General features: G+C 59.6%; 9 protein-coding genes and 2 pseudogenes. 10 read left to right on the forward strand and 1 reads right to left on the reverse strand.

Annotation, left to right across the window (positions count from 1 at the left end; genetic code table 11):
* Position 1: 1 nt before the first annotated feature.
* Genes AC3WMT_RS01225 through AC3WMT_RS01235 form a run of 3 tightly spaced genes read left to right on the forward strand, consistent with a single transcriptional unit; the run spans position 2 to position 4,679 of the window.
* Entirely contained in the window at positions 2-2,404 is a 2,403-nt protein-coding gene (locus AC3WMT_RS01225) for an acyl-CoA reductase (RefSeq protein WP_103302120.1), read from the forward strand.
* A 42-nt stretch (positions 2,405-2,446) separates the two neighbouring features.
* Positions 2,447-3,757, forward strand: coding sequence for a phenylacetate--CoA ligase family protein (locus AC3WMT_RS01230; protein ID WP_103302121.1), 1,311 nt, complete (start codon positions 2,447-2,449; stop codon positions 3,755-3,757).
* On the forward strand, positions 3,735-4,679 hold the full coding sequence (locus AC3WMT_RS01235) for a GNAT family N-acetyltransferase (protein ID WP_103302122.1): 945 nt from the start codon (positions 3,735-3,737) through the stop codon (positions 4,677-4,679). Before AC3WMT_RS01230 ends, AC3WMT_RS01235 begins: the two co-directional genes overlap by 23 nt.
* A 58-nt stretch (positions 4,680-4,737) precedes the next feature.
* Here AC3WMT_RS01235 and AC3WMT_RS01240 read toward each other — a convergent pair whose 3' ends face one another.
* Positions 4,738-5,265, reverse strand: coding sequence for a hypothetical protein (locus AC3WMT_RS01240; protein WP_103302123.1), 528 nt, complete (start codon positions 5,263-5,265; stop codon positions 4,738-4,740).
* A 381-nt stretch (positions 5,266-5,646) separates the two neighbouring features.
* On the opposite strand from AC3WMT_RS01240, the pseudogene AC3WMT_RS01245 reads away from it, so the two are divergent.
* The 7 genes and pseudogenes from AC3WMT_RS01245 to glgA all read left to right on the forward strand — a co-directional run.
* Positions 5,647-6,777, forward strand: a pseudogene (locus tag AC3WMT_RS01245) (HAMP domain-containing protein); the annotation flags it as partial.
* A 333-nt stretch (positions 6,778-7,110) separates the two neighbouring features.
* Positions 7,111-7,638 (forward strand): annotated as a pseudogene (locus AC3WMT_RS01250) (methyl-accepting chemotaxis protein); the annotation flags it as partial.
* Positions 7,639-7,949: 311 nt separating this feature from the next.
* Positions 7,950-8,396 carry a DUF411 domain-containing protein gene (locus AC3WMT_RS01255; RefSeq protein ID WP_103302125.1) on the forward strand — a complete coding sequence of 149 codons (447 nt, stop codon included), beginning with the start codon at positions 7,950-7,952 and terminating at the stop codon, positions 8,394-8,396.
* The gene (locus tag AC3WMT_RS01260) at positions 8,396-8,830 is read left to right on the forward strand and encodes a YqaA family protein (RefSeq protein WP_103302126.1); all 435 of its coding nucleotides are present in this window, start codon (positions 8,396-8,398) and stop codon (positions 8,828-8,830) included. Before AC3WMT_RS01255 ends, AC3WMT_RS01260 begins: the two co-directional genes overlap by 1 nt.
* Positions 8,831-8,917: 87 nt before the next feature.
* Entirely contained in the window at positions 8,918-9,955 is a 1,038-nt protein-coding gene (locus AC3WMT_RS01265) for an alpha/beta fold hydrolase (protein ID WP_103302127.1), read from the forward strand.
* 13 nt (positions 9,956-9,968) lie between these two features.
* The gene (locus AC3WMT_RS01270) at positions 9,969-10,922 is read left to right on the forward strand and encodes a D-2-hydroxyacid dehydrogenase family protein (protein WP_103302128.1); all 954 of its coding nucleotides are present in this window, start codon (positions 9,969-9,971) and stop codon (positions 10,920-10,922) included.
* 620 nt (positions 10,923-11,542) lie between these two features.
* The gene (gene glgA / locus AC3WMT_RS01275) at positions 11,543-13,129 is read left to right on the forward strand and encodes a glycogen synthase GlgA (RefSeq protein WP_103302129.1); all 1,587 of its coding nucleotides are present in this window, start codon (positions 11,543-11,545) and stop codon (positions 13,127-13,129) included.
* Positions 13,130-13,134 lie beyond the last annotated feature (5 nt).

Genomic DNA, 13,134 nt, shown 5'->3' on the forward strand with positions numbered 1-13,134 from the left:
CATGTACTTGATCAACGGACAGCAACACGACGTCTGCAACTTCGACAATGCACTCGAAAACCTTGAGGCGCAGCTGGCGCAACAGTTGAGTACGCCGCTGGACAGCCACACGGTCATTGAAGCCGCCGCGCACTTTGCTCTAAACCTGCGCAGCGCTGACATAACGCTGCCACTCACTATCGAGCAACGGCAGGCGTTGATCGACTTCTGCGAACCGCAGGCGTTGCGGTGCAAGATGCAGCGCGAACTCGGCACGCAACCCGGCTCATTGCGACGATTCGATTATCGTCAGGCCCGATTCGAATGCTGGAGCCCGCTTGGCCTGGTGGTGCATATCACGCCGGGCAACGCGCCCTTGCTGGCATTTTGCGCGGTGCTGGAAAGTCTGCTGGCCGGCAACGTCAACTGGTTGCGGCCCAGCAGTAGCGATCAGGGTCTGACCGCGAGCCTGCTTGGCGCTTTGCTGCAATGCGACCCGAGCGGTCAACTCGCCGGTTACGTTGCCGTACTGCCGGTCAGCACTGCGAAGATCGCGCGCCTGTGCAAACGGGCCAACGGGGTCGCAGCCTGGGGCGGTGAAGCGGCCCTGCAAGCCATTCGCCAACAGATCCCGACCGGCTGCCGCTGGATCGATTGGGGCCACCGCATCAGTTTCGTTTATCTGACGCCTGACGCCGCCACCCCACAAGGGCTGGATGCCGTGGCGGATGAAGTCTGCCGGCTGGATCAGCAAGCCTGCTCCAGTCCGCAATGGTTACTGGTCGACAGCGACGATCCGCAGGTTCTGCGGGACATCGGCGAACGGCTGACGGCCGCCTTCGAACGCCGCGCCGGACAATGGCCGGCGTTGTTGCCTACGTCGCAAGAAGCCGCGCAAATCACCACGCACACACAAATGGCGCGGCTGGCGCAGAGTTTCGCTGAACAAACCGGACATGTCTGGAGCGCACCGGGCTGGCGAATCATCTGGACACACAACCGTCAACTGACGCCTTCGCCGCTGTTTCGCAGCGTACTGCTGCATCCCGTGCCCCGCGCCCTGATCACCGAGACGCTGTTGCCGTGGCGCAACGTCCTGCAAAGTTGCGCGCTGCTGTGTGGCGCAGCGCAGACCGGCGAGCTGGCACGCACGCTGATCGGTGCGGGCGTCACGCGAATCGCCCCGGTCAGCAGCATTCATGACGGCTATGACGGTGAGCCACATGACGGCGTCTACGCCTTGCAACGGCTGAGCCGACGCGTGTCCGTCAGCCTGCCCGCCGATGTCCTGCCGAACCATGCCACGCTTGATCGCGCGTCATTGCCCGCGACGCAATCCGGGCAGCCGATCATGGACAAGGCTACTTTCGTCACCCAACCACTCAACGCCGCTGCGCGGCTATATTTCCGTTCCGGAGGCAGCAGCGGTACTCCGGCGTTATCGGCTTACAGCTATGCCGATTTCCATCGGCAAATGCGTGCTACCGCCGACGGACTGTTCGCCGCCGGCCTCGACCCGGCTCGGGATCGAGTGATGAACCTGTTCTTCTGCGGCGGCTTGTACGGCGGCTTCCTCAGTTTTGCCAAAGTGCTTGAGTTGCTGGACATCCCGCACCTGCCGATGGGCGCTCCGGCCGATGACGATTACCGCGAAATCGCCGAAATGATCGTCAGTCAGCGCGTGACCGTGTTGATTGGCATGCCGAGCACCGTGCATCGCCTGTTCCTCAACGAACGACAACGGTTGCAGGCCTATGGCGGGATCGACAAGGTTTTTCTCGGCGGCGAACACCTCAGTACACAAAGTCGCGAGCTGCTGCACAGCTGTGGCGTGCCGAGCATCCGCTCGGCGATTTACGGCAGTGTCGACGCCGGCCCGCTTGGCCACGCTTGCCAAGCCACCGACGATGGCGTCTTCCATTTGCTGAGTGACACCCAGCACCTGGAAATTGTCGGCCTCGACGTCGATGAACCCGTCACGGGCAATCAAGTCGGCCGCTTGCTGTTCACGTCGATCGCACGCGAGGCGCAAAACGTTCGGCGTTACGAGGTGGGCGACACGGGACGCTGGATTTCCGGCCCCTGCGCCTGCGGACTCACGTCGCCGCGCTTCGAACTGTTGCAACGGCACGGCAAGCTGATTCGCATCGGCTCTGACTTCATCTCGTTGAGCGAACTGGAAGAACACCTGCGGGTGCCGTTCCAGTTGCTGCTCGGCCATGCCCCCGATGGACTGGAACGCATGTGCCTGCGAATCGGGATTGACGCGGCAGACGCACGATTGCGGTTGTCCCGCTACCCGACTCTGGCGACGCTGATCGAAACCGGACTATTGCATCTGGACGTTGACGTCTGTGCCGTCGAGCACTTCACCCGCAACAGACACAGCGGCAAGACGCCGATCCTGATTGATTCACGTAGTTGATGCCGTGAGTTCGATCAGACCACAACAAGAATGGTGAACATTATGAAAACTTCCGAACAACTGAACGAGTTGATCAACTACGCTCGTCAACATTCGCCCTATTACCGCGCACACTTTTCAGGCGTCTCGAAACAAACATCAACATTGACCGAACTGCCGCTGATTGAACCTGCTGAATATTGGCAAAACAGTCAGACGCTAAATAAATGGCCGGTACTCACCGGCGCTGTGGCACAGGCTCTGATATTTAAAACCGGCGGTTCAACCAGCGCCGGGAAGCTCTCTGTTTATACGCAAAATGAATGGCGTTTATTGGTCAGTGAATTCGGCAAAAGTCTGAGTTCACAATTCCAGCCCGGTGATCGCGTCGCCAATCTATTCTTTGCCGGTGACCTGTATGCCAGCTTCCTGTTCGTCCACGACGCACTGGCCCATGTTGCCGTAGAGATTACCGAGTTCCCCTTTACCGGCAATGTCGACTCCGCCGTTCTGGCGCAATCCATCGTGCAGCATGAGATCAATGTACTGGCGGGCGTGCCGGCACATCTGCTGACCTTCGCGGCGTGGCTCAATCGTCAGGAACAGACGCTGCCTGAGGTCGACACCCTGCTTTACGGCGGGGAAAGTCTGTTCGCGTCGCAACGCCAACAACTAGAACTGGCATTTCCCAACGCGCGCGTTGCCTCTGTCGGCTATGCCAGTGTCGATGCCGGTTTCATCGGTAGCAGTCAGCGCGACTGCGCCGAAGGCGAGCATCGAATGCATGCCGAGCACACCTTGGTGGAAATCATCGACGAACATTCCGGTGCCGTGATCGATGCCTGTGATCACACCGGTTTGCTGGTGATCACCAGCCTGCACCGTCGGTTGATGCCGCTGATTCGCTACCCGGTCGGCGACCGCGCCTGCTGGCGAGAGCCCGCAGGCAGCGCCCGGCGCAAGTTCGCGCTCAAGGGCCGCAGCGCTGACAGCCAACGGGTTCGGCTGGGGATTTTGTCGCTGATGCCGCAGGAAATCGGTGCGCTGATCCAGCACACCGCCAACAGTGACGACTGGCAACTGCTGATCGAACAGGTCGGGCACACGGATGTGCTGAGCCTGAAATGGGTGGCGACCGCGCAATCCCCCGCCGTGGCCGACGTCAACCGGGATCTGGAGGCGGGATTGGTTGAACAGTACCCGCTGATTGCGCAACTGCGGGCAGACCATCTGCTGAATCTGCGAATCGAGTGCTGCCCCCATGGGGATCTGTCACGCCACGCCCGCTCGGGCAAATGCATGCGCGTGGTAGATCTGCGCTGCTATGAACACAGGCACAAGGAGGTGCCCTATGCCACCGCTGATTCTGCGTAACTACCGTGACACCGATGCAACGGCCGTCAGCCAATTGTTTCGCAAGGTGTACGGCGACCTTTATGTGCAGCCCCATGTGTATCTGCCGCACATGATCAGTCAGAACCACGCCGACAAGCGCTGGCACTCGCTGGTTGCAGTGGTCGGTGAGGAAATTTGCGGGCACGCCACGCTGTTCCGCGAGCCAAACGCCAGCACGGCCGAACTGGCCCTGTGTGTGGTTCACCCGGATACCCGGGGACAAAATATCGCCACACGTCTGGGCCAGCATTTATTGACCCACGCACAGGCATTGGGCTGTCAGAACGTCGTGATCAAACAGGTCACCCACCATCCGTACACGCAGCGGATGGCAATCAACCTCGGCTTTCATAACACCGGATTATTGCCGGACTACGTCCCTTCACCGTTCGATAGCCCGGTGCCGGAATCAATTGTCCTGGGATGTTATGCCATCGACGGCTACCGACGCCCCTTGCCCCGGCAAAACTGGCCTGCCGGTTACCGGGATTTCATGCAGCAGTTAGGTCGGGTGTTCGGTACGAAGAAGCAAACATTTCGATGGCACGGCGCGGCCGTTCAGCTGGAAAAGCACGCTAATCGTTATGACATGCGCCTGAAAAAACTGCGGCCCGGGCTGCTCAAACAATTACGCGAACTGCCTCGGCAATGGCTGATTTCGCTTCAACTGCGACTGTCGCGGCACTTTGCCTGGGACCTGACCCGGCTGAACGCGATTGGCTTTTTCTTTACCGGGCTGGCGCCCATGGAAGGTAAAGGGGGGGGATGGCTGGCGCTGTTTCACCGGGGGTTCCGGTCACGGCAGCTGACATTGCCCTGTCCGCACATGCAGCACCTGCATGATCAGGCCCAACAGGAACTCGCCGCTCACTTGAGCGAGAGCCCGCCACCGCAGGTTTGAACGCGGTGCCGGTTTTCGACCAAGGCCCGCTCGATGTCGGGCGGGCCACATTAACGTCTCAAGCCTTGGCTTTAACGCCTTGGTCGATCGGCTTCGGCGCGTTGCCTTCACCATACGTCTTGAGATTCTGCAGGACGTAGATGGCTTTTTTGTACTCAGGGATCAGCGCTTTGCCGTAAGCGTTGCCATTGAGGCCATTGTTCTGGATCGCATCAAGCTGAGTCGCGAAATATTCCAGTGCGTTGAATTTGACATCAATGTCTTTGGTCACGCCGAAACGGTCAAACTTGTCGCCGGCGTTCATCAGCGTAAAAGATGTGATCTCGGAAATCAGCCCGCGGCTACGCAGCATGGCGGCAAGGTTGCCCATCTGTTTGACCGAAACGTTCGCAGGATCGAAGCCCTTGATGTTCTTGCGCAGGCCTTGCTTGTCCATTTCGGCGGTATTGATAGCGTTGGGATCATTCCCCACCATGGTGAGCATTTGCTGCACCTTGACGCTTTGAGCCACCTGTTTCTTCGCGCCAGTGTTACGCACCATCACGCCAGCCTTGCTCTCCCAACCGCCGACTATGCCGATCGTCATGAGAAAACTCCCTGTGCAATAAACATGAAATGTCCTTGTTGAACCATTCGAATGCCGGGGAGTATCTACCGGCTAACTGATAGCACCAACCCTTTTAGTGCGCCTTTTTACAATTCTTGTACATTCTCGATACAAACCAGCAAACGCCCATAAATGCTGGCCTGCACGCCCTCGCTTGAAAAGCTTTCAATAGATCTTTTGCTCTAACGGACAGGTTCCTGAGGTTGCGTGTATCAGACTCGATACTGACCGGTCATCGCCACAGGGCTTTTTAGGACGGCTGTACCTAAAGCTTCTCGCAGCGGCGACGATACGTTAGGGATACCCGCACTGTTTTATCCCCCGCCCCTAATAAGAATTGCAGCTCAAGGACCGGTCTCCATGCCCGCATTCCGCACTATTCAGGCTCGCTACACGCTGTTTCTGGTTCTGTTCATTCTGCTGCTGTCGGTACTGACCGTCGCGGGCATCAGCCAACTGGTTGCGCCCAAACTGCGGCATACCGAAGAACAGGTGGTGCTCAACCGCATCGCTGAAGTCGCCGAGCAGATTCAGGGCGAACTGAACAAGGTTCAGGCCCAGCAACGCAGCATCACCCAGACTATTCCGTTGCTCGACAGTGCAGCCATCGACACGGTATTGCCGGGACTGGTGGATCAATACGGCGAGTTGAAAGTATTTGGCGGCGGGATCTGGCCTTTGCCGGGCCAGCGTGAAGCCGGACGCAACAAGTTCAGCACCTTCTGGCACCGCGATGCCTCGGGCAAACTGGCCGTAAACACGTTCTGGAACAGCGATGCGGCGCCCAACTATTACGACCAGAGCTGGTACAAGGGCGGCATGGCCACACCTCGCGGTCAGTGCGCCTGGGCGGCGGCCTATAAAGATGACGCCAGTGCCGAGCCGCGCACCAACTGCGCCATGGCTATCCAGAAAAACGGCAACGCCTGGGGCGTCTCGACCATTGACGTGACCCTGGGCTTTTTCAATGACCTGGTGGCCCGCAAGGAAAAAGACCTCAACGCCGAAATGCTCATCGTCGAGGCCGACGGCAAGATCATCAGCAACAGTTCGCGCATCAGCGGCCCGATCGTGCTGAAGAACATCAGCGAACTGGCCGCCAACTCAACCTTCGCCAGCCAGGTCAAGGCCGGCCTGCAAAATCGCGATCAGGCGCAGCGCGTCGAGTTCGACAACAACGGGCAAGACAGCACTTTCTTCATGCGCCCGATCGAAGGCACACCGTGGTTCCTCGCCACCGCCCTGCCGACCCAAATGCTCACCGCCCAGCGTGACGACGTGCTCAGCACCCTGAGCCTGTTGCAGATACCGCTGGTGATCCTGTTGGTATTGCTGCAGATCTATGCGATTCGCCAGTTGGTGCAGCGAATGAAAGCGCTGAAAGCCAACATTGATTTACTGTCCAGCGGCGATGCCGACCTGACCCGACGCATCACCATCCGCGCCGAAGACGAACTCGGCGCCATCGGTCACTCGGTCAACACCTTTATCGCCTACCTGCAAAACATGATCGGCGAAGTCACTCAGGCCACCGGCGCCATGGCGTCGAGCCTCGACAACCTGCAACGCACGTCGACGCACACCAGCCAGATTCTCCTGCGTCACGCCTCGGAAACCGATCAGACCGTCACCGCCATTACCGAGATGAGTTCGACCGCCGAAAGCGTGGCGCAGAACGCTGCTGAAACCGCAGCATTTACCCAGCGCGCCAACGAAAACGCCGACCGTTCGCGGGTGGTCGTCGGCGAGGCAACCAACAGCGTGGTGGCACTGATCGACGAGGTGGCCAGCGCCACCCATAAAGTTGAAAACATGCAACAGGACGCCCAGCGCATCACCGAGATTCTCGGCGTGATCGGCGCGATTGCCGGCCAGACCAATCTGCTGGCCCTGAACGCCGCCATTGAAGCGGCCCGTGCCGGTGAACAGGGCCGCGGGTTTGCCGTGGTCGCCGACGAAGTCCGCGCCCTCGCCGCCCGCACCCAGGCCAGCACTTCGGAAATCAACGAGATGTTGACGCGTCTGACGCAAGGCGTGAGTTCGTCGGTCAGTGCCATGGAAAACACCCAGGCCAGCTGTCAGTCGGCCGCCGACGCCACCGCCCGGGTCAACTCCGGGCTGGATGAAATGGCCGGCTCGGTCAGCCACATCAACAGCCTCAGCACGCAGATCGCCACCGCCGCCGAACAGCAAAGTGCGGTGACCGAAGAAATCAATCGCAGCATGGTGCAGATCCGCCACATGGTTGATGAACTGGTGCAGAGCGGCCAGGCCAGCGAACTCAACACCCGTCAGTTGCTGGAAGCCAATGGCCGGGTGAGTGCGATCATGGGGCGCTTCAAGGTCCGCTGATTCGTGCAGGGATTTTCGCCAATCAGATAACCCCTGTGGGAGCTGGCTTGCCAGCGATTTGGCCCGGTCAGTCAGACATTCATTGACTGACTCTGCGCCATCGCGGGCAAGCCCGCTCCCACAGGGTTCTACTTCGTTCCCACCACCGACCTGACAACATTGTCATCTCGCGCTCAGCAAGCTGTCAGCCGTGATCTACGATCATCCTGCGTGTCCGCGTTGCAACAACTGGAAACATTGCGTTGATGCCCGGCGGAAAAAACCGGTCAAAATGCGTGCTTTCCGATCGTCACCCGAGCCGAGAATCCGTTATGCGAACCCATCTGCGTCTGCTCGCCCTGAGCGCCCTGTTCATCTCCTCCCTGGCCCAGGCCGCCGACTTAATCCCTATCGAAGTGCATCGCGACGCCAACTGCGGCTGCTGCAAAAAATGGATCAGCCACCTGGAAGCCAACGGTTTCAAGGTTGAAGATCACGTCGAAAGCGACATGAGCAGCTTCAAGCAACAACATGGCGTGCCACCACGCCTGGCTTCGTGCCACACCGCAATCATCAATGGCAAATTCGTCGAAGGCCACGTGCCGGCAGAACAGGTGCTGGCCCTGAGCAAGCGCGACGATCTGCTCGGTGTTGCCGCGCCGGGCATGCCGATGGGCTCGCCGGGCATGGAAATGGACGGCATGAGCGATGCCTATCAAGTGATCGGCCTGAAAAAGGACGGATCTGACGTAGTGGTGGCGGACTACCCGGCCCATTGATGGGCGCCGCGTACCTCGGATTGTTCTTTGCCGCTTTTGGCGCAGCGACTCTGTTACCGCTGCAATCCGAGGCGTTGCTGGTCGGGTTGATTGTCAGCGACCGGTACTGGCTCTGGGGTTTGCTGGCGGTGGCGACCGTGGGCAATGTACTCGGCTCGCTGGTCAACTGGTGGCTGGGCCGTGGGCTGGAACGATTTCAGGATCGGCGCTGGTTTCCGGTCAGCGCCAGACACATGGCCACGGCGCGCCGACACTATGAACGTTACGGGCATTGGTCGCTGTTGCTCAGTTGGCTGCCAGTCATCGGTGATCCGCTGACACTGATTGCCGGCGTCATGCGCGAGCCACTTGGGCGCTTTCTCTTCATCGTCACCCTCGCCAAAGGCGCGCGTTATGCCGTGTTGGCGATGCTGACGCTGGGCTGGCTGGGGTGAACGATCAGTGCCAGGCGTTGCCTGTGTTTAACGTCGCCCTAATCCGGTCATTCCAGCATCGGCCGATTTCAAACGGAGTTTGACCTTATGTCTGTCACGATTTCCCGTTGGTTGCCGGGCCTGCTCCTTACCGCTGCCCTCCCCCTGTTCGCCCACGCCGCCGCATCAGCCGAAGGCCCGGCGTACGGCCCGGAGCTGCAAGGCTTCGAATATCCCTACACGCTTAAACATTTCGCTTTCCAGTCCCAGGGCAAATCCCTGCAAATGGGTTACATGGACGTCGCCGCCCACGGCAAGGCCAACGGCCGCACGGTGGTGCTGATGCACGGCAAAAACTTTTGCGCCGCCACCTGGGACAGTTCGATCAAGGCGCTGAGCGAGGCTGGATACCGGGTCATCGCACCGGATCAGATCGGCTTTTGCACCTCCAGCAAACCGGACAATTATCAGTACAGCTTCCAGCAACTGGCGACCAACACCCAGCAATTGCTCAAGACGTTGGGCATTCAGAAGGCCACCCTTTTAGGTCACTCCACCGGCGGCATGCTCGCCACGCGTTATGCGCTGTTGTTCCCAGAGCAGGTCGATCAACTGGCACTGGTCAACCCGATCGGTCTGGAAGACTGGAAAGCCCTCGGCGTGCCGTACCGCACCGTGGATCAGTGGTACCAGCGCGAGCTGAAAGTCAGCGCCCAAGGCATTCGTGAATACGAGCGCACCACCTACTACGATGGCCGCTGGAAACCGGAATTCGACCGCTGGGTCGACATGCTCGCCGGCCTGAGCAAGGGCCCGGGCAAAACCCAGGTGGCATGGAACTCGGCGCTGATCTACGACATGATTTTCACCCAGCCGGTGTATTACGAGTTCAAAGACCTGAAAATGCCGACACTGCTGCTGATCGGTACGTCGGACACCACCGCCATCGGCAAAGACCTCGCGCCACCCGAGGTGAAAGCGAAAATCGGTCACTACGACGTGCTCGGCAAACAAGTGGCGAAGCTGATCCCGCAGTCGACACTGGTGGAATTCCCCGGCATGGGCCACGCGCCGCAAATGGAAGAACCGACGCAGTTCCATCAGGCGCTGCTCGGCTGGCTGGACAAAATCAATCCCGTTCGTTGATGAGGTAAGGCTGATGGCGGTGCAGATTGCAGTGATCGATGACTGGCAGGACGTGGCTCGCGACGTGGTCGACTGGTCGGTACTCGATAGCCTCGGTGAGGTGACGTTCGAACACGATTACCCGGCCGACAACGCGACCATGGCCGAGCGCCTCGGCCAATACCAGGTGATCTGTGTGATGCGCGAACGCACACGGTTCGACGAAGACCTGCTCAAGCGCTTGCCCAATCTCAAGCTGCTGGTCACCGGAGGCATGCGCAATGCCGCACTCGACATGGCGGCTGCGGCGGCACTGGGCATCAAGGTCTGTGGCACCGACAGCTACAAACATGCCGCGCCGGAACTGACTTGGGCGCTGATCATGGCCGCCACGCGCAATCTGCTGAATGAAGCCAACTCATTGCGTGCAGGCCGCTGGCAGCAGGGCCTGGGTGGCGATCTGCATGGCAAGACTTTGGGTATCCTCGGGCTGGGCAGCATCGGCCAGCGTGTAGCGCAGTTCGGACAGGTGTTCGGTATGCGCGTGATTGCCTGGAGCGAAAACCTTACCGCTGAACGCGCACAGCAGGTCGGCGTGAACTATGTGAGCAAGCAGCAATTGTTCGAACAGGCCGATGTGCTGTCAGTGCATCTGGTGCTCAGCGAACGCAGTCGCGGGCTGGTCGATGCGCAGGCACTGGACTGGATGAAGCCGACGGCACTGCTGGTCAACACTGCCCGTGGGCCGATTGTCGATGAAGCGGCACTGATCAAGGCATTACAAAAACAGCGCATTGCCGGTGCAGCGCTGGATGTATTCGAGCAGGAGCCTTTGCCGGCACTGCACCCGTTTCGCACACTGGACAATGTGCTGGCGACGCCCCACGTGGGCTATGTCAGTCGGCAGAACTATGAGCAGTTCTTTTCGCAGATGATCGAGGATATTCAAGCCTGGGCGGCCGGCAATCCGCTTCGCCAACTGAACTGACGCCTGCCCGATGGCTGTGGGTGGACTCACCGGCGCCTTCGCGATCATGCCCGCTCCCACAGGGTATCTGTGTTGAACACAAGATTTGTGTAACAACAGAAATCCGCTGTGGGAGCGGGCTTGCTCGCGAAGAGCCTTCAGAAGCAACAAATCAACAAACTGTTCGCACCACAACAGTGCGACCGCCCTCCCCGCTAGCACGAAATTGTGACTGATCAGTCACCGTTTTGATCCGCGCCTGCCAAAAAACCTGCACTTCGTCGGTGCGTTTGCACCCTCACACCGCGATTTCCTTGGCTCCCCAACCGATTGTCGAACAATTTACCCATTTGCTCTGGCCCGCTCTAGGATCTGGCCTAGACTGATTTTCGCGGGGCAAAACCGGCCGGTCGCAAACTGGAAAAATTATCGAAACTTTTGCTGATCGCGCCGGGTCATCTGAAAGGCAGGGCCAAAGCGACTGGTGCAATCCTTGCAATGGCCTCTTCACCCATTCTGCTTGCGCGTGTTGGGTAGCGTTTGCTTACCGATGCGCGGCGCGTTTGCGCCCGGCCACAGGACGTGGTCATGGACAGGGTTTGTTCAAGACAAGAATCAGATCAACGACACGGGAGATTCATATGATCAGTGCGGCATTGGATATTCAGGGAGAACGTGCTCAGCAGTCAGTAGGCGAAGCGAGCACCGTCAGCGTTCCCGGCAGCCGATCGATCAACATCCCCGGCACCAAGACGCTGACTCCGGTAGCGAGTCAGAATCCCAACAAGAAAAAAGTGTTGTTCGTCACCTCGGAAATTGCCGATCTGGTGAAGACCGGCGGCCTCGGTGACGTTTCCGCCGCCCTGCCCCGTGCCATGGCGCATCTGCATGACGTACGGGTGTTGATTCCCGGTTATCCGCAAGTGATGCACAGCGAAAACCCAATTCATATCATCGGCGAACTGGGCGGCCATGCAGCGCTGCCGCCGTGCAAGATCGGGCGCATGGACATGCCGGACGGGCTGGTGATCTACGTGCTGATCTGCCCCGAACTGTACGAGCGGGAAGGCTCGCCCTACGGCGCCAACAACGGCCGCGACTGGCCGGACAACCACATTCGTTTCGCCCGTCTGGGCCTGGCTGCCGCCGATATCGCCGCCAACCTCGCGCAAATCCACTGGTGCCCGGATCTGGTGCACGCCCATGACTGGCCGGCTGGCCTGGCGCCTGCTTATATGCACTGGCGCGGTCAGCGCACCCCGACGCTGTTCACCATTCACAACCTCGCCTACCAAGGCGTGACCAGCCTCGGCTCTTGCCCGGAGCTGGGCATTCCGACCCACGCGCTGCAACAGGAAGGCATGGAGTTCTACGGCAAGATGTCGTTCCTCAAGGCCGGCATGGCCTATTCGAGCCACATCACCACGGTCAGCGCCACCTACGCACAGGAAATCACCACCCCGGATTTCGGCTGCGGACTCGACGGTTTTCTTGCCGCCAAGACCCAGCAAGGCTTGCTCAGCGGCATTCCCAACGGCATTGACGAGAGCTGGGACGCGGCCACCGATCCACACCTGTTCGCGCCGTTCCACATCGGCGACTGGGAAGGCAAAGCAGTCAACGCTGCTCACGTTCGCGAACTGTTCGGTTTGAAAGACTCCGAAGGCCCATTGTTTGCCGTGGTTTCGCGGCTCGTCTACCAGAAAGGTCTGGATCTGACCGAAGCGGTCTCCGAGTACATCGTGCAGAACGGCGGCCAGATCGCGATCATCGGCCGTGGCGAACCGGAAGAAGAGCAAGCCATGCGCGAACTGGCATTGCGCTTCCCCGGCCAGGTCGGCGTACGCATCGGCTTCAACGAAACCGATGCCCGCCGCATGTTTGCCGGCAGCGATTTCCTGCTGATGCCTTCGCGTTACGAACCCTGCGGCTTGAGTCAGATGTACGCCCAGCGCTTCGGCTCGTTGCCGGTGGCGCGCAATACCGGCGGTCTGGCCGACACCATCGAAAACGGCGTGACCGGTTTCCTCTTCGACGAATCCACCGTCGAGAGTTACCGCGAAGCCCTGAGCCGCGCGTTCAAGGTGTTCGCCTTCCCCGAACTGCTCAACGCCATGCGTTGCCGCGCAATGGCCGCACCGTTCAACTGGTGCAAAGCCGTCGAACCGTACGCTGAACTTTACGAACAACTGGTCGCCAAGGCGCTGGGTAAAGCACACCACAAATAATCAGG

This window comes from Pseudomonas sp. FW305-7 (assembly GCF_058786735.1).